The sequence below is a fragment of the Pseudomonas sp. HP_12 genome (genome assembly GCF_055283955.1).
Map to the genome: position 1 here is coordinate 221,948 of NZ_JBTOQG010000001.1, position 22,823 is coordinate 244,770.

General features: G+C 63.1%; 20 protein-coding genes and 1 pseudogene. 17 read left to right on the forward strand and 4 right to left on the reverse strand.

The features are described 5' to 3' along the window. Positions 1-10: 10 nt before the first annotated feature. The 4 genes from urtD to urtA form a co-directional block, all read right to left on the reverse strand. Complete coding sequence (gene urtD / locus ACYASU_RS00950) at positions 11-772, reverse strand: urea ABC transporter ATP-binding protein UrtD (RefSeq protein ID WP_463581625.1); 762 nt, start codon at positions 770-772, stop codon at positions 11-13. Beyond that, the gene (gene urtC / locus ACYASU_RS00955) at positions 769-1,950 is read right to left on the reverse strand and encodes an urea ABC transporter permease subunit UrtC (protein WP_463581626.1); all 1,182 of its coding nucleotides are present in this window, start codon (positions 1,948-1,950) and stop codon (positions 769-771) included. Before urtC ends, urtD begins: the two co-directional genes overlap by 4 nt. 23 nt (positions 1,951-1,973) lie before the next feature. Further along, positions 1,974-2,891 carry an urea ABC transporter permease subunit UrtB gene (gene urtB / locus ACYASU_RS00960; protein ID WP_423571535.1) on the reverse strand — a complete coding sequence of 306 codons (918 nt, stop codon included), beginning with the start codon at positions 2,889-2,891 and terminating at the stop codon, positions 1,974-1,976. A gap of 173 nt (positions 2,892-3,064) precedes the next feature. Beyond that, entirely contained in the window at positions 3,065-4,309 is a 1,245-nt protein-coding gene (gene urtA / locus ACYASU_RS00965; protein ID WP_192172205.1) for an urea ABC transporter substrate-binding protein, read from the reverse strand. 261 nt (positions 4,310-4,570) lie between these two features. Between urtA and ACYASU_RS00970 the strand changes: the two genes are divergently transcribed. The 17 genes and pseudogenes from ACYASU_RS00970 (at position 4,571) to phnP (ending at position 22,620) form a co-directional block, all read left to right on the forward strand. Continuing rightward, positions 4,571-7,972, forward strand: a complete 3,402-nt coding sequence (locus ACYASU_RS00970; RefSeq protein WP_463581627.1) for an ATP-binding protein — start codon at positions 4,571-4,573, stop codon at positions 7,970-7,972. Next, positions 7,947-8,618, forward strand: coding sequence for a response regulator (locus ACYASU_RS00975; RefSeq protein WP_463581628.1), 672 nt, complete (start codon positions 7,947-7,949; stop codon positions 8,616-8,618). Before ACYASU_RS00970 ends, ACYASU_RS00975 begins: the two co-directional genes overlap by 26 nt. Positions 8,619-8,983: 365 nt before the next feature. Further along, positions 8,984-10,018, forward strand: a pseudogene (locus ACYASU_RS00980) (HAMP domain-containing protein); the annotation flags it as partial. 93 nt (positions 10,019-10,111) lie between these two features. Further along, positions 10,112-10,876, forward strand: a complete 765-nt coding sequence (locus tag ACYASU_RS00985; protein WP_407073227.1) for a methyl-accepting chemotaxis protein — start codon at positions 10,112-10,114, stop codon at positions 10,874-10,876. A gap of 1,034 nt (positions 10,877-11,910) precedes the next feature. Next, a complete protein-coding gene (gene phnC, locus ACYASU_RS00990) occupies positions 11,911-12,744 on the forward strand; it encodes a phosphonate ABC transporter ATP-binding protein (protein WP_463581629.1) in 834 nt (277 codons plus the stop codon). Between the two features lie 67 nt (positions 12,745-12,811). Next, entirely contained in the window at positions 12,812-13,816 is a 1,005-nt protein-coding gene (phnD, locus tag ACYASU_RS00995; protein ID WP_463581630.1) for a phosphonate ABC transporter substrate-binding protein, read from the forward strand. A gap of 90 nt (positions 13,817-13,906) precedes the next feature. Continuing rightward, positions 13,907-14,695: a phosphonate ABC transporter, permease protein PhnE gene (gene phnE, locus ACYASU_RS01000; RefSeq protein ID WP_122535792.1), complete on the forward strand. Its 789-nt coding sequence runs from the start codon at positions 13,907-13,909 to the stop codon at positions 14,693-14,695. 39 nt (positions 14,696-14,734) lie between these two features. Next, entirely contained in the window at positions 14,735-15,454 is a 720-nt protein-coding gene (gene phnF, locus ACYASU_RS01005) for a phosphonate metabolism transcriptional regulator PhnF (protein WP_346626124.1), read from the forward strand. Positions 15,455-15,468: 14 nt separating this feature from the next. Next, entirely contained in the window at positions 15,469-15,951 is a 483-nt protein-coding gene (gene phnG / locus ACYASU_RS01010) for a phosphonate C-P lyase system protein PhnG (protein WP_463581631.1), read from the forward strand. 26 nt (positions 15,952-15,977) lie between these two features. Beyond that, on the forward strand, positions 15,978-16,595 hold the full coding sequence (phnH, locus tag ACYASU_RS01015) for a phosphonate C-P lyase system protein PhnH (protein ID WP_463581823.1): 618 nt from the start codon (positions 15,978-15,980) through the stop codon (positions 16,593-16,595). Then, the gene (locus tag ACYASU_RS01020) at positions 16,595-17,668 is read left to right on the forward strand and encodes a carbon-phosphorus lyase complex subunit (protein WP_463581632.1); all 1,074 of its coding nucleotides are present in this window, start codon (positions 16,595-16,597) and stop codon (positions 17,666-17,668) included. The genes phnH and ACYASU_RS01020 overlap by 1 nt, the downstream gene beginning before the upstream one ends. Beyond that, positions 17,665-18,558, forward strand: coding sequence for an alpha-D-ribose 1-methylphosphonate 5-phosphate C-P-lyase PhnJ (locus tag ACYASU_RS01025; protein WP_463581633.1), 894 nt, complete (start codon positions 17,665-17,667; stop codon positions 18,556-18,558). Before ACYASU_RS01020 ends, ACYASU_RS01025 begins: the two co-directional genes overlap by 4 nt. Next, positions 18,555-19,373 (forward strand): phosphonate C-P lyase system protein PhnK, encoded by an 819-nt coding sequence (phnK, locus tag ACYASU_RS01030; RefSeq protein WP_463581634.1) that lies wholly within the window; start codon positions 18,555-18,557, stop codon positions 19,371-19,373. The genes ACYASU_RS01025 and phnK overlap by 4 nt, the downstream gene beginning before the upstream one ends. Positions 19,374-19,395: 22 nt before the next feature. Continuing rightward, complete coding sequence (phnL, locus tag ACYASU_RS01035; RefSeq protein WP_463581635.1) at positions 19,396-20,145, forward strand: phosphonate C-P lyase system protein PhnL; 750 nt, start codon at positions 19,396-19,398, stop codon at positions 20,143-20,145. Beyond that, positions 20,139-21,314, forward strand: a complete 1,176-nt coding sequence (locus tag ACYASU_RS01040) for an alpha-D-ribose 1-methylphosphonate 5-triphosphate diphosphatase (RefSeq protein WP_463581636.1) — start codon at positions 20,139-20,141, stop codon at positions 21,312-21,314. Before phnL ends, ACYASU_RS01040 begins: the two co-directional genes overlap by 7 nt. Then, positions 21,314-21,880 (forward strand): phosphonate metabolism protein/1,5-bisphosphokinase (PRPP-forming) PhnN, encoded by a 567-nt coding sequence (phnN, locus tag ACYASU_RS01045; RefSeq protein ID WP_463581637.1) that lies wholly within the window; start codon positions 21,314-21,316, stop codon positions 21,878-21,880. Before ACYASU_RS01040 ends, phnN begins: the two co-directional genes overlap by 1 nt. Further along, positions 21,871-22,620, forward strand: coding sequence for a phosphonate metabolism protein PhnP (gene phnP / locus ACYASU_RS01050; RefSeq protein WP_463581638.1), 750 nt, complete (start codon positions 21,871-21,873; stop codon positions 22,618-22,620). The genes phnN and phnP overlap by 10 nt, the downstream gene beginning before the upstream one ends. Positions 22,621-22,823: the final 203 nt, after the last annotated feature.

Consider the following 22,823-nt stretch of genomic DNA (forward strand, 5'->3'; position numbering starts at 1 on the left):
GCTGCGCTCCTCAATGGCCCAGATAGACTTCGATGACTTTCGGGTTGTTCTGCACCGACTCCATGCTGCCTTCGGCCAGCACCTTGCCCTGATGCAGCACCGTGACCTTGTGGGCGATGCTCTTGACGAACTCCATGTCGTGCTCGATCACCAGCACCGAACGGCCCTGGCTGATGCGATTCAACAGGTCGGAGGTTTGCGCCCGCTCGCTGACGCTCATGCCCGCCACCGGCTCGTCGAGCATCAGCAGTTCCGGGTCCTGCATCAGCAACATGCCGATCTCCAGCCACTGCTTCTGGCCGTGGGATAACAGGCCCGCCTGCTGCTGCAGCCGGTCACCGAGGAAGATGTCGGCGGCCACTTGATTGACCCGGTCCAGCACCTCTTGGGTGCGCTTGAAGAACAGCGCGCCGAACACCGAGCGCCCCGCCGGAAACGACATCTCCAGGTTCTCGAACACGCTCAGGTTGTCGTAGATCGATGGCGTCTGGAACTTGCGCCCGACCCCGGCACGGACGATGTCGTACTCGTTCATGGTGGTCAGCTCGCGGTCCTTGAACTGGATGCTGCCGCCCGTGGCCCGGGTCTTGCCGCAGATCAGGTCGAGCACCGTGGTCTTCCCCGCGCCGTTGGGGCCGATGACCACCCGCACTTCGTTGCGGTCGATGTACAGGTTGAGGTCATCCACCGCCTTGAAACCGTCGAAGGACACGGTCAGGCCCTCAATGGCCAGGACCGGTTTGTTCATCTGAAAGCCTGTCGGGCGGGTCATGGCTGAATCTCCAGCGGGCTGGCGGCTTTCTTGTCAGCGGGGGCGGGGGGTGGCGTGATGACCGGGGCAGGGGAGGCAATCACCGGTGCCGGCTTGCGCGTGAAGCCCGACAACCATTTGCGCCCGTGGCTTTCCCACAGACCGGCCAGGCCGTTGGGGAAATACATGACCACGGCGATGAACAGCCCGCCCATGAGGTACAGCCACAATTCGGGGAACGACTCGGAGAAGTAGGTCTTGCCGTAATTCACCAGCAGCGAGCCGTACACCGCGCCCAGCAGCGACATGCGCCCACCGACGGCGGCGAAGATCACCATCTCGATGGACGGCACGATGCCCACGAACGACGGCGACATGAACCCCACCTGCAAGGCGAACATCGCCCCGCCGATGGCCGAGAAACACGCCGCGACGCAGTACACGAAGACCTTGAACGCCGCCACGTCGTAACCGGAGAACCGCACGCGCTCTTCCTTGTCGCGCATGGCCATCAGCAGCCGGCCGAGTTTGGAATGGAGGATGAATTTGCCGAACAGGATGCAGGCGAACAGCAGGCCCGCATTGATGAAGTACAACAGCAGTTTGGCGCTGTCGCTGCGGATGTCCCACCCCAGCAGGGTCTTGAGATCGGTGATGCCGTTGATCCCGCCGGTCATGCCTTGCTGGCCGATGATCAGCACCGTGAGGATCAACGCGATGGCCTGGGTGACGATGGAAAAATACACATCGCCCACCCGGCGTCTGAACAGCGCGACGCCAATGATCAACGCCAGCAGCACCGGCAACACGATGACCGCCATCACCGTGAACGTGAAGCTGTGAAACGGCACCCACAGCCACGGCAGTTCGGTGATCTGGTTCCAGTCCATGAAGTCCGGAATGCCAGGGGTCGACTGGATTTTCGTGCTCTCCGGATCAGATGCTTCGAGCTTGAGAAACATCGCCATGCAGTAGCCGCCCAGGCCGAAGAACACCCCTTGCCCCAGGCTGAGAATGCCGCCGTACCCCCAGCACAACACCAGGCCCACGGCGACGAACGCGTAGGTCAGGTATTTGCCGACCATGTTCAGGCGAAAGGCGTCCAGAGTCAGGGGGAAGACCACCAGGATCAGGGCCGCGAGGATCAGCAGGCCGACCACGCCCTGGCGTCCACCGAGCATTTTGTTTAGCGCGTTCATGGGGCTACCTCTCTGGCGCACACTTATTTACGAACCTTGCTGGCGAACAACCCCTGGGGGCGCATCAACAGGATCAGGATCACGATGGACAGGGTCAGGACCTTGGCCATCGAGCCACTCATGAAGAACTCCGACAGCGACTGGGTCTGGGCAATGGCGAACGCCGAGGCAATGGTGCCGAACAGGCTGGCCGCGCCGCCGAAAACCACCACCAGAAAGGTGTCGACGATGTACAGGGAGCCGGCGGTGGGGCCGGTGGAACCGATGGTGGTGAACGCCGCCCCCGCGACCCCGGCAACGCCGCAGCCCAGGGCGAAGGTCATGCGGTCGACCTTGCGGGTGTTGATGCCCACCGCCCGGCTCATGATGCGGTTCTGCACCGTGGCGCGGACGTGCAACCCCCAGCGGCTGCGGTACAGCATGAGAAAAATCCCGCCGGTCATCAGCACGGTCAGGCCCATGACGAACAGGCCGTTGCGCGGGATTTCGATGGATTCAGTGAGGTTGACCGCGCCCATCAGCCATTCGGGCGGGTTGGCGCTGACTTCACGGGCGCCGAAGATGGAACGGAACGCTTGCTGCATGACCAGGGACAGGCCCCATGTCGCCAGCAGGGTGTCGAGCGGTCGGTGGTAAAGGCGACTGATCATCACCCACTCCACCACCCAACCCACGGCACCGGCCACCACGAACGACAACGCGATGGCAAAGAAGAAATAGTACGGCTGCATCCACGGCCAATAGGTCTGCACCAGGGTCGACAGCAGGTAAGTGGTGTAGGCGCCGATGGTGAGGAATTCACCGTGGGCCATGTTGATCACGCCCATCTGACCAAAAATGATCGCCAGCCCCAGGGCCATCAACAACAGCACGCAGAACACGGAAAGCCCGTTGAACCCCTGCATGGCCGCGATGGCACCAAATTCCGATAGCCATTCCATGATGATGGTCTCCGAGGTGAAAAATTGATTGGCCATCCACGTGTGCTTGATCGTTCCCACGCTCAGCGTGGTAACGCAGCCCGGACGCTCCGCGTCCTGCATGGCCGCAGAGCGGCCGGACCGGCATTCCCACGCAGAGCGTGGGAACGATCAGCGCGCCATGTCAGCAGCAATTACTGGTAACCCTTCGGAAACGGATTCGGCTCAATCAAGTCCGACTCGTAAACCACCTTGAACTGGCCATCGGCCTGGACTTCACCGATGCGGGTCTTGCTCCACAGGTGATGGTTTTCGTGAATCTTCACGTAGCCTTCGGGCGCGGTCTTCAGCTCGATGCCCGGGGACGCCGCCACCACTTTGTCGACGTCGAAGCTGCCGGCTTTCTCGACCGCGGCTTTCCACAACCACGGACCGAGGTAGGCGGCCTGGGTCACGTCGCCCATCACCGAATCCTTGCCGTACTTGGCCTTGAACGCCTCAACGAACGCTTTGTTGTTGGGGTTATCCAGGCTCTGGAAGTACTTCATCGACGCGTAGAAGCCCTTCATGTTCTCGCCGCCAATGCCCAGCAGTTCGTCTTCGGTGACCGAGAGGGTCAACAGCGTCTGCTTGGTGGAATCGACGCCAGCGGCTTTGAGCTGCTTGTAGAACGCCACGTTGGAGCCGCCCACGACTGCGGCGAACACCACGTCAGGTTTCTTCAATTTGACTTTGTTGATCAGCGAGCCGAACTGGGTATTGCCCAGCGGGTAGTAGTCTTCGCCGACGACCGTGCCGTGGAGCACGTTCTCGATGTGCTTGCGGGCGATCTTCATCGAGGTGCGCGGCCAGATGTAATCCGAACCGATCAGGTAAAAGGTCTTGGCGCCCTTGGTCTTGGCGATCCAGTCCAGGCTGGCAAGGATCTGCTGGGTCGCTTCCTGCCCGGTGTAGATCACGTTTTTCGACTGTTCCAGCCCTTCGTAGAAGGTCGGGTAGTACAACAGGCCGTTTTCTTTCTCGAACACCGGCAACACCGCCTTACGCGACGCCGAGGTCCAGCAGCCGAACACCGTGGCCACCTTGTCGTTGACCAGCAGCTTGCGGGCTTTCTCGGCGAAGGTCGGCCAGTCGGACGCGCCGTCCTCCTGCACGATTTTGATCTGGCGACCGAGGATGCCGCCCGACGCGTTGATCTGGTCGATGGCCAGGCGTTCGGCCTGGATCGAACCGGTTTCGGAGATCGCCATGGTGCCGGTGGCCGAGTGCAGCTGGCCGACGGTCACTTCGGTCGGCGTGACGGCCAGACCGGTGGTGTTGACATCGTCGGCCAGGGTCATCTGGCTGAACACGCTGGCGGCGATCAGCGAAAGGGCTGCCGCCCCCAATGCCAGGCGTCGGGGGAAAAAGCGCGTGGGGCCTGTCAGTCGTGAATCCATGTTCCCGCTCCTGTGCTGGTGATTCGCGGCGGCCGGGTGAGGGTCCGTCGCGAGCTGCGAGCAAGGATGAGGCGGGCGCGGGAATCGAGGTATACGCAGCGTGACGTATGCGCGTACGTCATTTGACGTAGGGCCGGGAACGCCGGACCGAGGCATGATTGCGCCCGCGGCACAGAAGTTGCTGTTTGAACACAGTTCTCAGTTTCGCGCCAGCAAGGACGGTGAGTGGCGAATTCGCTCTCTCTCATCAGGAACCCCTCAGTGCGACCCTCCGGCTCTCAACGCATCATCAAGGTGCGCCGCGATTACAATCGTCTGGTCGCCGACGAGACCATGGAAGACTACGCGTTGCGTTTCACGCCCAAGTCTTTCCGCAAATGGTCGGAATTCCGCATCGCCAACACGGCTGTCGGGGCTGTGTCGTTCCTGGCACTGGAAGCCATTGGCGGCGCGCTGGTGATGAGCTACGGCTTCACCAACACCTTATGGGCCATCATCGCCATGACGGTGGTGATCTTTTTCACCGGGCTGCCCATCAGCTACTACGCCGCGCGCTATGGCGTGGACATGGACCTGCTGACCCGTGGCGCCGGCTTCGGCTACATCGGCTCGACCATCACCTCGTTGATCTACGCCAGTTTCACCTTCCTGTTCTTCGCCCTGGAAGCGGCCATCATGGCGCTGGCCCTGGAGCTGTACACCCACATTCCGCTGGCGCTGGCGTACGTGATTTGCTCGATCATCGTCATCCCGCTGGTGGCCTACGGCATCACCCTGATCAGTCGCCTGCAAATGTGGTCGCAACCGTTGTGGCTGACGTTGCTGATCGTGCCCTACGTGTTCGTGATCTGGAAAAACCCCGACGCGCTGTCCGACCTCACCACCTTTGCCGGCCGGGAGGGCGAGGGCGGCACGTTCAATCTGCTGCTGTTCGGTGCCGCGTTCAGCGTGGCGTTGTCCCTGGTGACGCAGATCGGCGAGCAGGTGGACTACCTGCGGTTTATGCCGGAGAAAACCCGCCGCAACCGCAAGCGCTGGTGGGCCGCGGTGCTGATGGCCGGGCCCGGCTGGGTCATCCCCGGCGGCCTGAAAATCATGGCCGGCGCCTTTCTCGCCTTCCTCGCCCTGCAGCATCAAGTGCCCATCGAGCGCGCGGCCGAGCCGACGCAGATGTACCTGGTGGCGTTCAATGATGTGTTTGCGTCCCCGGAATGGGCGCTGGCGGCCATGGTGCTGTTCGTGATCATTTCCCAGATCAAGATCAACATGACCAATGCCTACGCCGGATCCCTGGCCTGGTCGAACTTCTTTGCCCGGGTCACCCATAGCCATCCGGGCCGGGTGGTCTGGCTGGTGTTCAACGTCGCTATCGCGCTGATCCTCATGGAACTGGGCGTGTTCGACGCCATCGAGGAAGTGCTCGGCCTGTACGCCAACGTCGCCATCGCCTGGATTGGCGCGCTGGTGGCCGATCTGGTGATCAACAAGCCTCTCGGCCTGTCGCCCAAGTACATTGAGTTCAAACGCGCGCACCTCTACGACATCAACCCGGTGGGCGTCGGCGCGATGTTCATTGCCTCATTGTTGTCGATGTGTGCCCATTTCGGTGCGCTGGGGGAGGTGGCGCGGGCTGCGCCGCCGCTGATTTCCCTGACCAGCGCACTGGTCGCGGCGCCGTTGATCGCCTGGCTGACCAAAGGCCGTTACTACATCGCCCGGGAAAGCGACCCCGGTCTGCTGTTCCCCCTCGGCCGCCAGACCAGCCTGCGCTGTGGCGTGTGCAGCAACCGTTTCGAAACCCCTGACATGGCCTGGTGCCCGGCGTACGGTTCGCCCATCTGCTCGTTGTGCTGTTCGCTGGACGCCCGTTGCGGCGATCAATGCAAAACCCGCTCGCGGCTGTCGATGCAATTCGAGGACCTGATCGGCCGCCTGCTGCCCCGCTTGCCGCGCCAGTACCTGCACACCCGACTGGCGCACTACCTGGGCCTGCTTACCGTGTTGGTGCTGACCCTGACCGGGGCGCTGACGATGATTTACAGCCAGGTTTCACATGGGTTGATCGATCAATCACCGCAGGTGCATCACACCCTGATGCTGGCGTTTCTCAAGGCGTTCCTGACCTTTTGCGTGTTCGCCGGCGTACTGGCCTGGTGGGTGGTGCTGACCCGGGAGAGCCGGCGCGTGGCCCTGGAAGAATCCGAGCGGCAGACAGCGTTGCTGATGCAGGAAATCGAGGCGCACCACAAAACCGATCAGGCGCTGCAGGAGGCCAAGGAAGCCTCGGAGGCCGCCAACGCCGCCAAGAGTCGCTACGTCACCGGGCTTTCCCACGAGCTGCGCACGCCGCTCAACAGCATTCTCGGTTTCACCCAGATCCTGCAGCGGGACGTCGCCACCCCGAGTAAACACCTGGATTCCCTGGCGACCATCATGCGCAGCAGTTCGCATTTGCTGTCGCTGATCGACGGCCTGCTGGACGTGGCCAAGATCGAAGCCGGCAAGCTGCGGCTGGAGCCGACGGAAATCCTGTTCCAGGAGTTTCTCGACGATCTGGAGAAAATGTTCGCCAGCACGGCCCGGGAGAAAGGCCTGCACTTTCGACTGGAGCTGATCGGACGCATGCCGGAAGTGGTGCGCGGCGACGAGAAGCGGGTGCGGCAGATTCTGATCAACCTGCTGGGCAACGCGATCAACTTTACGGACAGCGGAGAAGTCTGCCTGCGCGTCAGTTACCGGCGTGAAACAGCGACCTTCGACATCATCGACACCGGGATCGGCATCGCGCCGGAACAGATCGAACGGATTTTCCAGCCGTTCGAACGGGGCGGGCTGGTACGGCAAGACAACGGCGTGGGCCTGGGGCTGACCATCACGCGGATGCTCACGGCGTTGATGGGCGGCGCCCTGTCCGTCAGCAGCCAGCCCGAGGAAGGGACGCGGTTTCAGGTGCGGCTGTTCCTGTCCGAAGTGCGGGTGCCCAAGGCGATCGTCGACGTCAACCACGACGTCATCGGTTACGACGGTCCGCGGCGGCTGATTCTGGTGGTGGACGATCACATCGAGCACCGCAAGGTCATCAGCGGCATGCTTATGCCGCTGGGTTTTGACGTGGCGCAGGCGGCCAACGGGCAAGAGGCGGTCAGGCAGGTGTCGCTGCTGCACCCGGACCTGATCCTGATGGACCTGTCCATGCCGGACATGGACGGTTGGGCGACCAGTCGCATGATCCGCCGCAACGCGCTGTCCCTGGCGCCGATCATCGTGCTGTCGGCCAACGCCAATGCCTTCGCCGATGACAAGGAACGCAGCCTGCAGGTGTGCAATGACTACCTGGCCAAACCCCTGCATTTGCCGCAACTGCTGGACCGCATTCAGCATCATCTGCAACTGACTTGGCAGCGGCGTTTGCGCAGCGCCCCGGTGCTCGTGCAGACGCCGGGGGTGTTGCCGTCGCGGGAGGATCTGGAAGAGCTGTATGAACTGTGCGGCCTGGGCTACATCCGTGGCATTCAACAAAAACTCGACGCCATCGAGCGCGAGAACACCCACAGCGCCGGTTTTGTCACCCGCCTGCGCACCCTGGCGTCAGGTTTTCGCCTGGATGAACTCAGTCTTCAATTGAAGGAGGCCCTTAATGGACGCCATGACCCGAGCCGCTGAAAACGGCGTCATCCTGATCGTCGATGACGTACCCGATAACCTGGCGCTGCTGTCCGATGCGCTGGACGAGGCGGGGTACATGGTGCTGGTGGCGCTGGACGGGCACAGTGCGTTGACCCGCATCCAGCGTCGGCGTCCGGACCTGATTCTGCTGGACGCGATGATGCCCGGCCTGAACGGCTTCGACACCTGCCGCCAGATCAAGGCGCAACCGGACACCGCCAACATCCCCGTGCTGTTCATGACCGCGCTGACCGACAGCGAGCACGTGGTGCAGGGTTTCGAGGCCGGCGCCATCGACTATGTCACCAAGCCGATCGAGTGCGCCGAAGTGCTGGCCCGGGTCGCTTCACATTTGCGCACCGCGCGCATCCTGCAAACCGCCCGCACGGCGTCGCAGCCGGTGACGTTCGAAGACAAATCCGCCTACGGCACATTGTCCCGCCGCTTCCAGCTCACCGACCGGGAAATCGAAGTGCTGCGCTGGGTGTCCTGCGGCAAAACCAACAAAGACATCGCCGACATCCTGCAACTGAGCCCGCGAACGGTGAACAAACACCTGGAACACATCTACATCAAACTCGGCGTCGAAACCCGCACCGCTGCCACCTCCGTGGCCATGGCGGCGATGACCGATCGGGTGTGATCCCTCGACAGCTTCCCGGCTGAAGCCGGTCTTACCGTCGGAGTCGGTCGCAATTGGCTGCGCAAACAGATTGGCTATCAACCCCGCCAGTATTTAGCTCGGTTATATAAGCCCTATACAACTAACGGTCTTTATTGGATCCACTACTTGAACTAATGCCCCGCAATTGAATTGAAGTTGAACTATTTCTCCCCTCATAGAACAGCACTCAACTTTCATCGACATCCGGCCCTAAATTCCCCGGGTTCGCTGCCGAAACATCTTTCAGGCCGTGCCTTCTCTTTCCTGCAGCACCCGTGCAAAGCGCAGCGCACCTATCGGCATCGCACTCTTGTCGCTGTCATCTCTGTTATGGACACACGCATATGATCAAACGTCTGGGTTTCAGCAAAAAGATCTTGCTGGCCGCTGCACTCATCGTGGTAGTTGCTTTCTCGTGTTTTATTCTGGTGAACGATTATCGCCAGCGCGAAACCCTGAAGAACAGCGTCGCCTCCGAACTTCAACAGATGGGCAGTCTGACCACGCAAAACATTCAAACCTGGCTCGACAGCCGCACGCAGTTGCTCAACTCCATGGCCCAGCAGATCGCGGTCGACGGTCCGGCCCAGGACAGCTTGCAGCGGGCGATCGGTTTGCCGGTGTATCCGGACAATTTCCAGCTCAGTTATTTCGGCAGCAAGGACGGCGTGATGTTCTCCGTGCCGACGGGCAATCGCCCGGCCGACTATGACCCGCGGGCCCGTGGCTGGTACAAGGCGGCCGACGCGGCGCAGGGCATTATCGTCACCGAGCCTTACATCGCAGCTTCGTCGGGCAAGCTGGTGGTGACACTGGCCACGCCGGTCCGCCAGCAAGGGCAGATGATCGGCGTCGCGGGTGCGGACATTTCCCTGGACGCCATCAGCAAGACCATCAACTCGCTGAACTTCGGCGGCCACGGTTATGCGTACATCGTCAGCGCCGACGGCAAGATTCTGATTCACCCGGACAGCAAGCTGATCCTCAAGAACGTCAGCGAAGCCTATCCGAGCGGTGCGCCAACCATCGCGCCGGGCGTGGCGGAAATCGAGTCCGGCGGCAAGGCGCAGATCATCTCGTTTACCAAGGTGGAGGGGCTGTCGTCGGCGAACTGGTACGTGGCGCTGGTGCTTGACCGCGACGCTGCCTACTCGATGCTGAGCGAATTCCGCTCTTCGGCAATTTTCGCGATGGTCATCGCTGTGGCGATCATCATGGTGCTGCTGGGCCTGTTGATCCGCGTGCTGATGCAGCCGTTGCACCAGATGGGCCGTGCCATGCAGGACATCGCCGACGGAGAAGGCGACTTGACCATGCGTCTGGCCATCGTGTCCCAGGATGAGTTTGGCGCGCTGGCGCAGTCGTTCAATCGTTTTGTGGAGCGTATTCACGGCTCGATCCGCGAAGTGGCCTCCACCGCCGGGCAGCTGGGTGAAGTCGCGGCCCGCGTGGTCGGTGCCTCGAACTCGTCGATGGGCAATTCCGATCAGCAGACCAGCCGCACCAGCAGTGTGGCCGCTGCGATCAACCAGCTCGGCGCCGCCGCTCAGGAAATCGCCCAGAACGCCGCGCTGGCGTCGCAGCATTCCAGCGAGGCCACGCAACTGGCCAGCGAAGGGCAGGGCGTTGTCAGCCAGACCATCACGGCGATGAATCAGCTGTCGGAGAAGATCAGCGAGTCGTGCGCCAACATTGAAACGCTGAACAACAAGACCGCCAACATCGGGCAGATTCTGGAAGTGATTACCGGTATTTCTCAGCAGACCAACTTGCTGGCGCTCAACGCTGCCATCGAAGCGGCGCGGGCAGGGGAAGCGGGGCGTGGTTTTGCGGTGGTGGCGGACGAGGTGAGGAATCTGGCGCACCGCACCCAGGATTCGGCGCAGCAGGTGCAGGGCATGATCGAGGAGTTGCAGGTCGGCGCGCGCGATGCGGTGATCAACATGACCGAGAGCCAGCGCCAGAGCGAGAACAGTGTGACTATCGCCAATCAGGCGGGCGAACGGCTCAATAGCGTGACCCGCCGGATCAGTGAGATCGATGGCATGAACCAGTCGGTGGCGACCGCGACCGAGGAGCAGACGGCGGTGGTAGAGTCGATCAATGTCGACATTACGGAGATCAATACGCTGAATCAGGAGGGCGTCGATAACCTGAAATCCACTCTCGATGCTTGTGCGCATCTGGAGCATCAGACGGCACGGCTGCAGCATCTGGTCGGCACTTTCCGGATCTAAACGCCTGATCAAGATCAAGATCAAGATCAAGATCAAGATCAAGATCAAGATCAAGATCAAGATCAAGATCAAGATCAAGATCAAGATCAAGATCAAGAGCGTCGGCCTAACGGCCTCTGTTTCGCCTTCGGCGAGTTACTTGGAAAAGCACCCCAAGTAACCAAGGGTGCTTGCTCTCGGTTGGGTTCCTCCTTCGTCGGAATACCTCACTCCCACGACGCTCCGTGGGCCCGCGCCGAACGGACATCCATGTCCGCAACGGCGCTCTCGCCGCCATGCGGCTCGACCCACTGCGCGTCGTCTGCGTTCGGCCTGCACCCAAGTCGCGATTTGTGGTGTTTGGGCTTTTTGCGTATGAAGATTAAAAGCAAATCAAGATCAAAAGCTTCCCGGCTGAATCCGGTCCCACTAGGTACGAGGTGATCGTTCCCTACGCTACGCGTGGGAATGCATCCCCTGACGCTCCGCGTCACAGGTGTTACTGACGGGATGCGGTGCTCTTGTAGGACCGGCTTCAGCCGGGAAGGGGCCAGCCTTTACACCCTCAATCCCGCAGCGCGCCACCCGACGCCTTCCCGGCTAAAGCCAGTCCTACGGTCGAAACGCATGTCCATAGTGGGACCGGCTTCAGCCGGGAAGAGGCCAGTCTGAACACCCTAAATTCCGCAGTGACATCCGACGCTTTCCCGGCTAAAGCCGGCACCACTAGCGGCATCGCATTCTGCCAACGGACCAACGGCACGAATTATTTGTTTCAGCCCTCCCGCAATCCCCTCCACTGAATCCTCAACAACCCTCCAACTTGTCTAGCCCGCACCGCCGCTAGACCGCCCTTTAACCTCGTGATGTCCACAAACCCCCCGAGAAATCCCGCATCAAACCGTCTCCGAAGTGAAACGCCGTCGTCATCGTCGATTCATGGAACTGCCACAGGCTGCCCCTAATGTCACTCGCACCGAACGCGGCCAGGGACGGTCGTGCGGCTGATCATTCATCCCCGGCAGGACGCTGGAATCACAACACCAGAGAAGCCCATGACCGCAGCCATCCACGTCGACCGCTTGAACAAGACATTCGCCCGAAAGACCGCTTTGGTTGACCTTGCATTGTCTATACAACACGGGGAAATGGTTGCGCTGATCGGCGCTTCCGGTTCCGGCAAATCCACGCTGTTGCGCCATCTGGCCGGTCTGGCCTGTTGTGATCGCACCAATGGCGGCAGCGTCCAGGTGCTGGGCCGGGAAGTGCAGGCTTCGGGCCGGCTGAACGGCAAAGTGCGCCGCCTGCGGGCCGACATCGGCTACATCTTTCAGCAGTTCAATCTGGTCAATCGCCTGAGCGTGCTCGACAACGTGCTCCTCGGCTGTCTGGGCCGTATGCCTCGCTGGCGTGGCAGCCTGGGCCTGTTCAACGCCGAGGAAAAGGCCCGGGCCATGGCCAACCTTGACCGCGTCGGCCTTGCCGATCTGGCGCCGCAACGGGCTTCGACCCTGTCCGGCGGCCAGCAGCAGCGGGTGGCCATCGCCCGCGCGCTGACCCAGCAGGCCGAAGTCATTCTCGCCGACGAGCCCATTGCCTCCCTCGACCCCGAGTCTGCGCGCAAGGTCATGGAAATCCTCGCCGACATCAATCGCCGGGACGGCAAGACCGTCGTCGTCACGTTGCATCAAGTGGATTACGCCGTGCGCTATTGCCCGCGTGCCGTGGCGCTCAAGGGCGGACGGATTCACTTCGACGGCAACGGCGCCGAGCTCAACAGCCAGTTCCTAAACGACTTGTATGGCGCCGACGCCGATACCAGCCTGATGTTCGACGGCAGCGCGCGGGACACCGAACGACCGTCGCGACTGATGTTGGCTCGCGCCTGACTCGGTGGCGGCACCGGTAACAGGCAACACCCAACCCCACACCCAAAACCAGCTCCGGGAGTTCCCCATGTTGAACCGTATCGGGCGCGTCTTCGCGTCTGCCGCTGTCGCCGCCGGTTGCCTGCTGGGCAACGCGCAGGCCGACGACACCGTCATCAACTTCGGCATCATGTCCACCGAGTCGTCGCAGAACCTGAAAAGCGTGTGGCAGCCGTTCCTCGACGACATGTCGAAAAAGACCGGGCTTAAAGTCAACGCCACCTTCGCCTCTGACTATGCCGGCCTGATTCAGGGCATGCGTTTCAACAAGGTCGACGTGGCCTGGCTGGGCAACAAGGCGGCCATGGAAGCGGTGGACCGTTCCGGCGGCGAGATCTTCGCCCAGACCGTTGCGGCCAACGGTGCGCCTGGCTACTGGAGCGTGATCATTGCGCGCAAGGACAGCCCGATCAATTCGGTCGAGGACATGCTCAAGCACGCCAAGGAACTGACCTTCGGCAACGGCGACCCGAACTCCACCTCGGGCTACCTGGTGCCGGGCTACTACGTGTTCGCGCAGAATCACGTCGACGCCGCCACCGCCTTCAAACGGACGCTGAATTCCAGCCACGAAGTCAACGCCCTCAGCGTGGCCAAAGGGCAACTGGACGTCGCCACTTTCAACACCGAAAGCTGGGACCGTCTGGAAGTCACCCAGCCAGACAAGGCCGCAATGCTCAAGGTGATCTGGAAATCGCCGCTGATCCCGGCCGACCCGATGGTCTGGCGCAAGGGCATGTCCGACGCGGAGAAGAACAAGATCCGCGACTTCTTCGCCAACTACGGCGGCACCGACGAAGAAAAGGCCGTGTTGAAGAACATGCAGATGGGCAAGTTCCTCAAGTCTTCGGACGACCAGTTGCTGACCATCCGCCAGCTGGAGCTGTTCAAGCAGAAGACCGAAACCACCGCCAGCACCACCCTCAGCGCCGACGAAAAGGCCACCCGCCTGAAAGACATCGACGCTGGTTTGGCGAAGCTGCAGGACCGTATTTCCGAGCTGGAAAAACAAGGCACCGCCAAGGCGGGTTGATGCACGGGGCACGCCTGCCTGTGGGGGTAAGCCCCGTGCAGGCACGGCGCGCCAGTCATGACGCCTCACCCGATCGCAACCGGACTTTTTATGACCACTCACGCTGCTTACATCCAGGCCGCTGGCAAGCGCAGCTGGCCGCAATACCTGGGCTGGGGCCTGTTCCTGGCGATGATGGCCTGGGCCTGGCACGGCGCGGAAATGAACCCGCTCGCCCTGTACCGCGACTCCGGCAACATGGCGACGTTCGCCGCCGACTTCTTCCCGCCCGACTTCCACGAATGGCGCGCGTACCTCAAGGAAATGATCGTCACCGTGCAGATCGCCCTGTGGGGCACGTTGCTGGCGATCGTCTGCTCGGTGCCGCTGGGCATCCTTTGCGCCGACAACATCACGCCGTGGTGGATTCATCAACCGCTGCGCCGGGTCATGGATTCGTTCCGATCGATCAACGAAATGGTCTTCGCCATGCTCTTCGTGGTGGCGGTCGGCCTCGGCCCATTCGCCGGCGTGCTGGCGTTGTGGATCAGCACCACCGGCGTGCTCGCCAAGCTGTTTGCTGAAGCGGTGGAAGCGATTGATCCCGGCCCCGTTGAAGGCGTGCGAGCCACCGGGGCCAGTGCCCTGCAGGAAGTGATTTTCGGGGTCATCCCGCAGGTGATGCCGCTGTGGATTTCCTACGCGCTGTACCGCTTCGAATCCAACGTGCGTTCGGCGACGGTGGTGGGAATGGTCGGTGCCGGCGGGATCGGCGTGATCCTCTGGGAAAACATCCGCGCCTTCCAGTTCACCCAGACCTGCTCGGTGCTGCTGGTGATCATCGTGGTGGTGAGCGTCATCGACATCTTCTCCCAGCGCCTGCGCAAGCAGTTCATCTAACGACCACGACAGGAGAGGGTGCGAACCCTTTTTTTAGCCATGCAGTTGTCTAGACAATCCGAAGCCCTACACCGAGAACCGATGTACCTCGAACTGGCGCAAACCCTGCGCCGTGAACTCGACCGCTACACCGCCGGTGAATACCTGCCCGCCGAAATCCAGCTGGCGGCGCGCTTTGAGGTCAACCGGCACACCGTGCGCCGGGCCATCGACGAGTTGGTGCGCGAAGGCAGTTTGCTGCGCCGCCAGGGCAAAGGCACCCAGGTGCTGGGCCGTCCGCTGGTGTACCCGGTTGCCGCCGGCAGCGCCTACAGCGAATCCCTCGCGGCGCTGGGCCACGGCGTTGAAGCGGTCCTGCTGCAACGCCGCCATTGCACGGCGACGGCGGAGGAGGCCGGGCATCTGGGCCTCGAACCCCATGCGCCGCTGATTGAACTGCAAACCCTGCGCCGCCTCGACGGCCAGCCGGTCTGCCTGATTCGCCACCGCTACTGCGCCACCCGCGCGTCACTGATCGCCGACTACGTCAGCGGCTCGGTGCGCCAGTTCCTCACCGAGCGACAGTTGCCCTTGACCCGCACTTTCAGCCTGATCGGCGCGCGCCTGCCCAGTCGCGAAGAAGCCAGCGTGCTGCTGATGCCGCGTCACCTGCCGGCGCTGACGGTGCTGACCCTTTCCCACGATGCGCACGGAAACCCGGTGGAGATCGCCCATTCCACCAGCCGCTCCGACCGCTTCCAGTATCAGATCGTCACCTGACGGAGATGCCCTCGATGACTGCCACACCCGTTTCTTCCAGCGCGCCCGACGCCCAAACACCCGGCCACGCTGCCCGCCAGCACTGGATCGGCGTGCTCTCGCGCAGCCGCCGCGCCGAACTGCTGGCCCATGAAGCCGCGTTGCGTGACGCCGACTACCAACTGATCCGTGCGCCGGAAATTGGCATGACCCTGGTGCGGGGCCGCATGGGCGGCAGCGGTGCGCCGTTCAACGTTGGCGAAATGACCGTGACCCGCTGCGTGGTGCGCTTGGCCGACGGCCGCACCGGCTTCAGCTACCTGGCTGGGCGCGACAAGGCCCACGCCGAACTCGCCGCCCTGGCCGACGCGCATTTGCAGGGCGCGCAACAGGCGCACTGGATGACTGACCTGATCGCCCCCCTGGCCCGCGCGCAGGATCTGCGCCGGGCCCAACAACAAGCCGAAACCGCCGCGACCAAAGTGGACTTCTTCACCTTGGTCAGAGGAGAAAACTGATGAGCACCTCTCTCGCCACTCAATCCTTGCCCGCTTCGCTGTTGCAGCCGGCATTTGCCGATCCGGTGCTGGATGCACAGCGCAGTTTTCGCGCCGCCCTCAAGGCGCTGGCCGGTCCCGGTGTCGCGCAAAGCCTGCTCGCCACGCAAACCCCGCCGCACCTCGAAGGCCTTGCTGCGGCCAGCCACGCCCTGTGTCTGGCGCTGCTGGACATCGACACGCCGCTGTGGCTCGCGCCGACGTTCGACACCCAGGCCATTCGCGCCAACCTGACCTTCCATTGTGGCTGCCCGATCGTCAGCGACCGGCAGAACGCCCGCTTCGCGCTGCTCGACGACAGCCAGCTGCACGACCTCAGCGGTTTTGACCTGGGCAACGATCGTTATCCCGACCAGTCCTGCACGCTGCTGGTCCAGTTGCCGAGTCTGCAGGGCGGCACGCAACTGGCCTGGCGTGGCCCGGGCATCGAAAGCAAAAACCACGTCAGCCTGCCGTTGCAGGAAGCGTTCTGGCAGGAGCGCGAAGCGCGCAATGACTTCCCCCGGGGAATCGACGTGTTCTTCGTCGCGGGCAATGAATTGCTCGGCCTGCCGCGCAGCACCCAGGTGCTGTTCAAGCCTCAGCCGTCAAGAGGGGTGGCCTGATGTACGTCGCCGTCAAGGGTGGCGAACAGGCCATCGACAATGCCCACAAACTGCTGGCGAAACAGCGCCGGGGCGACACGTCGGTCGCGGAACTGGGCGTGGAACAGATCCGTCAGCAATTGCCGCTGGCCGTCGCCCGGGTGATGACCGAAGGCTCGCTGTACGACGCCGAACTGGCGGCGCTGGCGATCAAGCAATCGGCGGGCGATCTGGTTGAAGCGATTTTCCTGCTGCGCGCCTACCGCACGACGCTGACCCGCTTCAGTGCCAGCCTGCCCATCGACACCTCTGCCATGCAGCTCAACCGACGTCTGTCGGCCACGTTCAAGGACGTGCCGGGCGGGCAGCTATTGGGCCCGACATTCGATTACACCCACCGCTTGCTTGATTTCACCTTACTGGCCGAAGGCAAGTTTCCCGGCCCTGAAACCCAGGCCGACGCAACGGTTCAGGCCTGTCCGCGGGTCTCTGGCCTGCTGGCCAAAGAAGGCCTGATCAAGGAAGAACAGGACACCGGCGCGCCGGTCGCCGACATCACCCGCGAGCCGCTGGAGTACCCGGCCAGCCGCGCCGAGCGCCTGCAGGCGCTGGCCCGGGGCGATGAAGGCTTTCTGCTGGCGCTGGGTTATTCGACCCAGCGCGGCTACGGCCGCAACCACCCGTTTGCCGGGGAGATTCGGGTGGGAGAAGTGGAGGTGTGGATCGAGCCGGAAGAGCTGGGCTTTCCGATCTCCATCGGCGCCATCGAAGTGACCGAGTGCGAGATGGTCAACCAGTTCGTCGGGTCCGCCACCGAGCTGCCGCAGTTCACTCGCGGCTATGGCCTGGCTTTCGGGCACGCCGAACGCAAAGCCATGGGCATGGCGCTGGTGGACCGCTCGCTGCGCGCCGGGGAATACAGCGAGGAGATCGTCTCGCCGGCCCAGCAGGAAGAATTCGTCCTGGCCCACTGCGACAACGTCGAAGCCGCAGGTTTCGTCTCGCACTTGAAATTGCCGCACTACGTGGACTTCCAGGCCGAACTGGAACTGATCCGCAAACTGCGCACGCCCTCCAGGGAGCAGGCCCAATGAATGCCGCAACGCCGCCACGCCCACAGCCATTACCGCCGACGCCGCGAGACGGGGCGTACAACTTCGCCTATCTGGATGAACAGACCAAACGCATGATCCGTCGCGGCCTGCTCAAGGCCGTGGCAATTCCCGGTTATCAAGTGCCCTTCGGTGGCCGTGAAATGCCGCTGCCCTATGGCTGGGGCACCGGCGGCATGCAACTGACCGCTGCGATCCTCGGCGCCGAGGACGTGCTCAAAGTCATCGATCAGGGCGCCGACGACACCACCAACGCGGTGTCGATTCGCCGCTTCTTCGCCCGCACCGCCGGCGTCGCCACCACCGAGCGCACCCCCGAGGCGACGATCATCCAGACCCGCCACCGCATCCCGGAAACGCCGCTGCACGCCGATCAGATAATGGTCTATCAGGTGCCGATTCCCGAGCCGCTGCGCTTCATCGAACCGTCGGAAACCGAGACCCGCACCATGCACGCCCTGAATGATTACGGCGTCATGCACGTCAAGCTCTACGAAGACATCGCCACCTTCGGCCACATCGCCACGGCGTACGCCTACCCGGTGACCGTCGACGAACGCTACGTCATGGACCCGTCGCCGATCCCCAAATTTGACAACCCCAAGCTGGACATGAGCCCGGCATTGATGCTGTTCGGCGCCGGTCGCGAGAAGCGTCTTTACGCCGTGCCGCCCTTTACCCGCGTCACCAGCCTCGATTTTGAAGATCACCCTTTTGAAGTGCAGAAGTGGGACCACCACTGCGCCATCTGCGGCAGCCAGGATTCGTTCCTCGACGAGCTGATCCTCGACGATCAGGGCACTCAGAGTTTCGTCTGCTCGGACACCGACTACTGCGCGCAACGGGTTAGCCAGGGGAGGGCTGCGCAATGAACGCCGCTCAACAGATCAACCGCGATCGCACCCAGCCACTGCTGAAAGTGCGCGGCCTGACCAAGTTGTACGGCCCGGAGAAAGGCTGCCAGGACGTCAGTTTCGAATTGTACCCGGGGGAGGTGCTGGGCATTGTCGGCGAGTCCGGCTCGGGCAAGTCGACGCTGCTTTCACTGCTCAGCGGCCGTTGCCCGCCCGACAGCGGCGTCATCGATTACCGCCTCGCCGACACCCACAAAAGCGCCGGCCAGTGGCTGGACCTGTACAGCGCCAGCGAGGCCGAGCGGCGCACCTTGCTGCGCACCGAATGGGGCTTCGTCGAGCAGAACCCTCGGGACGGCCTGCGCATGGCGGTGTCGGCCGGGGCCAACATCGGCGAGCGGCTGATGGCCCAGGGCGTGCGCAATTATCAGGCGCTGCGGGCGGCAGGGCTGGACTGGCTCAATCAGGTGGAGATCGACCCGGCGCGCATTGACGACCTGCCGCGGACCTTTTCCGGCGGCATGCAGCAGCGCCTGCAAATCGCCCGAAATCTGGTGTCCGGCCCACGGCTGGTGTTCATGGACGAGCCCACCGGCGGCCTCGACGTGTCGGTGCAGGCGCGTTTGCTCGACCTGATGCGCGGCCTGGTGCGCGAGCTGGACCTGGCGGTGGTGATCGTCACCCACGACCTGGCCGTGGCCCGCTTGCTCGCCGATCGGCTGATGGTCATGCGCCGTTCCCACGTCGTCGAAACCGGCCTCACCGACCAGATCCTCGACGACCCGCAACATCCGTATTCGCAGCTGCTGGTGTCTTCGGTGCTGCAGCCATGATCCGCCTTTCGGGATGCCTTCAATGAACACGCTGATCGAGGTCCGTGACCTCTCGAAAACCTTCACCCTGCACCAGCAGAACGGCGTCGTGCTCAACGTGCTGCGCGGCCTGAACTTCGCCGTCAGTGGCGGCGAATGCCTGGTGCTTCACGGCCATTCCGGTGCGGGCAAAAGCACGCTGCTGCGCACCTTGTACGGCAACTACCTGCCGTCTGGCGGCAGCATTCGCGTGCAGCATCAGGGCGAGTGGCTGGAACTGGTCGGCGCCGCGCCCCGGGAGGTGCTGCAAGTGCGCCAGCACACCCTCGGTTACGTCAGCCAGTTTCTGCGCGTCATTCCTCGCGTCGCCACCCTCGACGTGGTCATGGAACCGGCGCTGGCCCGGGGCTGGAAGCGTGAAGACGCCCAGGCCCGCGCCGAGCATCTGCTCGCTCGGCTGAACATTCCGCAGCGCCTGTGGCAACTGGCGCCGGGGACGTTTTCCGGTGGCGAACAGCAGCGCGTCAACATCGCCCGCGGCTTCATGGTGCCGTGGCCGGTGATGCTGCTGGACGAGCCGACCGCATCGCTGGACGACGGCAATCGCCAGGTGGTCCTCGAATTGATCAATGAGGCGAAGAGCGCCGGCGCTGCGGTGATCGGCATCTTCCACGACCGACTGGCCCGGGAAGCGGTGTCCGACCGCCATCTGGACATGACCCCGCCCGACCTTGATCCGCAGGCCTCAATGGCATCCATGGCATCGAGCCCGAAGGAGACCGAACAATGCTGAACGAACAGATCCTGACCCACGCCAAGATCGTCACCGCCGAGCAGGTCTTCACCGGCACCGTCGTCCTGCGCGACGGGTTGATCAGCGAGGTGGACGACAGCATCAGCCAGCTGTCCCAGGCGCAGAACCTCAACGGCGATTACCTGCTGCCGGGGCTGGTCGAGCTGCACACCGACAACCTGGAAAAACACCTGAGCCCGCGCCCCGGTGTGGACTGGCCGTCGGCGTCGGCGGTGATGAGCCACGACGCGCAAATCATCGCGGCGGGCATCACCACGGTGTTCGACGCGCTGTCCATCGGCGACGTCAATCCCAAGGGCAAGCGCATGCAGCAACTGCCAGGCATGGTCGACGCGATCGCCAAGGCCAACGCCGCCGACATGACCCGCGCCGAGCACCGCCTGCACCTGCGCTGCGAGGTTTGCCACCCCGACACCCTCAGCGTGTTCCGCGACCTGGTCGAGCAGCCGCTGGTGCAGTTGGTGTCGGTGATGGACCATTCGCCGGGCCAGCGCCAGTTCGCCCTCGAATCCAAGTACCGTGAGTACTACATGGGCAAATACCACCTGAGCATTGAGCAGATGGACGAATTCATCGTTGAGCAGGTCGCCAACTCCAAGACCTACAGCGACCGTTATCGCCGGGCCATCGTCGACATCTGCCTGGCACGCGGGCTGTCGGTGGCCAGTCATGACGACGCGACACTGGCCCACGTCGAGGAGTCGGCGGCCTACGGCATGAGCATCGCCGAGTTCCCGACCACCCTCGAGGCCGCGCAGGGCTGCCGGCGTCTGGGCATGAGCGTGTTGATGGGCGCGCCGAACATCGTTCGCGGCGGCTCGCACTCGGGCAACATCGCGGCGGCGACACTGGCCGAAGAAGGGCTACTGGATATTCTCTCCAGCGATTACTATCCGGCCAGCCTGTTGCAGGCGGCGTTCACCCTGGGGGCTCAGCTGGATGAGTCGCAGGTGTCAGCGGGTGAGTCGACGGGCGCCGGGCTGGCGCGTGCCGTGACCACGGTGAGCCTGGCACCGGCCCGTTCGGCGGGCTTGCACGATCGCGGCGAGATCCGCGTCGGCCTGCGCGCCGACCTGATCCACGCCCGGGCTGTCGGCACACTGCCAATCATTCAACAAGTCTGGCGACAAGCGAAGAGGGTGTTCTGATGGCAGGCAGGTTGATCTATCTCATCGGGCCGTCGGGTTCGGGCAAGGACAGCCTGCTGGACGCGGCCCGCGAGGCATTGGCCGAGCGGGACTGCCGCATCGTGCGGCGGGTCATCACCCGTTCGGCGGAAGCTAAGGGCGAAGCGGCCCAGGCCGTCAGCGTCGAGCGCTTCGACGAACTGCAGGCCCAGGGCGCGTTTGCCTTGAGCTGGTTCGCCAACGGCCTGCATTACGGCATCCCCAAAGAGATCGATCAATGGCTGGCCGACGGGCACGACGTGCTGGTCAACGGCTCGCGCGGTCATCTGCCCCAAGCGCGGTCGCGGTATCCGTCGCTGTGGGTGGTGCTGCTGACGGTGGATCAATCGGTGCTGCGGGATCGATTACTCAGCCGGGCACGGGAATCGGCCGAAGACATCGAAACCCGACTGGCGCGCAACGCGCAGTTTGCTGACGACCTACAGGTGAGCGACCCGTCGTTGATCGTGCTCGACAACTCCGGCGCGCTGGAGCAAACCGTCGCCCGACTGTTGCAGCGACTGGAGCGAACCCCCGCATGCGCCTGACCCTGCTGGGTACGGGGGATGCGCGGCAAGTGCCGGTCTACGGCTGCGAATGCGTGGCCTGTTGCGCCGCCCACGCCGACCAACGCCTGCGCCGCCGCCCGTGTTGCGCGCTGGTGGAACTGGGCGAGCAACGCTGGCTGATCGACAGCGGCTTGCCCGACCTGACTGAACGCTTCCCGCCGCGCAGCCTCAGCGGCATCCTGCAAACCCACTACCACGCCGACCATGCCCAGGGCCTGTTGCACCTGCGCTGGGGCCAGGGTCTGATCATCCCGGTGCACGGCCCGGTGGACCCGGAAGGGCTGTCGGACCTGTACAAACACCCCGGCATTCTCGATTTCAGTCAGCCCTTCATGCCGTTCGAAAGCCGCGCCCTGGGCGAACTGCAAGTCACCGCGCTGCCGCTGCTGCACTCCAAGCCGACGCTGGGTTACCTGCTGGAAGGCGGTGGCCGCCGCATCGCCTATCTCACCGACACCGTCGGTTTGCCCCACGACACACAGGCTTTTTTGCAGCGCGAGGCGGTCGACGTGCTGGTCCTCGACTGCTCCATGCCGCCGCAACCGCAGACGCCGCGCAACCACAATGATGTGAACCTGGCGCTGCAGATCATTGAAGCGCTCAAGCCCGATCAGGCCGTGTTGACCCATGTCGGGCATACGCTGGATGCGTGGTTGCTGGAGCATTCCGCGGAGCTGCCCGACCACATTCGGGTGGCGCGGGACGCAATGGAGGTCTGAACGGGGCGGGCGGGGAGACGTTTGGCGAGTCATCCCATGACCTCCTGTCGCCTATGCCGTTTAAACCTCGGTCCGGCTTCAACTTTTCCCTGTCACGGCCGTTGCAAATGTAGCCCTACATTTCCTTCGGAGCTTGACCATGTCGTTGATTCCCCGCCGTATTGCTGGACGAATGACCTTGGGGATCCTGACATTGCTGATTC

Bases quoted from the DNA above. Each gene is read 5' to 3' on its own strand.
- urtA (WP_192172205.1), bottom strand. From the start codon at position 4,309: ATGGATTCACGACTGACAGGCCCCACGCGCTTTTTCCCCCGACGCCTG.
- urtC (WP_463581626.1), bottom strand. From the start codon at position 1,950: ATGAACGCGCTAAACAAAATGCTCGGTGGACGCCAGGGCGTGGTCGGC.
- phnK (WP_463581634.1), top strand. From the start codon at position 18,555: ATGAACGCCGCTCAACAGATCAACCGCGATCGCACCCAGCCACTGCTG.
- phnC (WP_463581629.1), top strand. From the start codon at position 11,911: ATGACCGCAGCCATCCACGTCGACCGCTTGAACAAGACATTCGCCCGA.
- phnL (WP_463581635.1), top strand. From the start codon at position 19,396: ATGAACACGCTGATCGAGGTCCGTGACCTCTCGAAAACCTTCACCCTG.
- urtD (WP_463581625.1), bottom strand. From the start codon at position 772: ATGACCCGCCCGACAGGCTTTCAGATGAACAAACCGGTCCTGGCCATT.
- ACYASU_RS01025 (WP_463581633.1), top strand. From the start codon at position 17,665: ATGAATGCCGCAACGCCGCCACGCCCACAGCCATTACCGCCGACGCCG.
- phnD (WP_463581630.1), top strand. From the start codon at position 12,812: ATGTTGAACCGTATCGGGCGCGTCTTCGCGTCTGCCGCTGTCGCCGCC.
- phnG (WP_463581631.1), top strand. From the start codon at position 15,469: ATGACTGCCACACCCGTTTCTTCCAGCGCGCCCGACGCCCAAACACCC.
- ACYASU_RS01020 (WP_463581632.1), top strand. From the start codon at position 16,595: ATGTACGTCGCCGTCAAGGGTGGCGAACAGGCCATCGACAATGCCCAC.
- urtB (WP_423571535.1), bottom strand. From the start codon at position 2,891: ATGGAATGGCTATCGGAATTTGGTGCCATCGCGGCCATGCAGGGGTTC.
- phnN (WP_463581637.1), top strand. From the start codon at position 21,314: ATGGCAGGCAGGTTGATCTATCTCATCGGGCCGTCGGGTTCGGGCAAG.
- ACYASU_RS01040 (WP_463581636.1), top strand. From the start codon at position 20,139: ATGCTGAACGAACAGATCCTGACCCACGCCAAGATCGTCACCGCCGAG.
- phnF (WP_346626124.1), top strand. From the start codon at position 14,735: ATGCAGTTGTCTAGACAATCCGAAGCCCTACACCGAGAACCGATGTAC.
- ACYASU_RS00975 (WP_463581628.1), top strand. From the start codon at position 7,947: ATGGACGCCATGACCCGAGCCGCTGAAAACGGCGTCATCCTGATCGTC.
- phnE (WP_122535792.1), top strand. From the start codon at position 13,907: ATGACCACTCACGCTGCTTACATCCAGGCCGCTGGCAAGCGCAGCTGG.
- phnP (WP_463581638.1), top strand. From the start codon at position 21,871: ATGCGCCTGACCCTGCTGGGTACGGGGGATGCGCGGCAAGTGCCGGTC.
- ACYASU_RS00985 (WP_407073227.1), top strand. From the start codon at position 10,112: ATGGGCAATTCCGATCAGCAGACCAGCCGCACCAGCAGTGTGGCCGCT.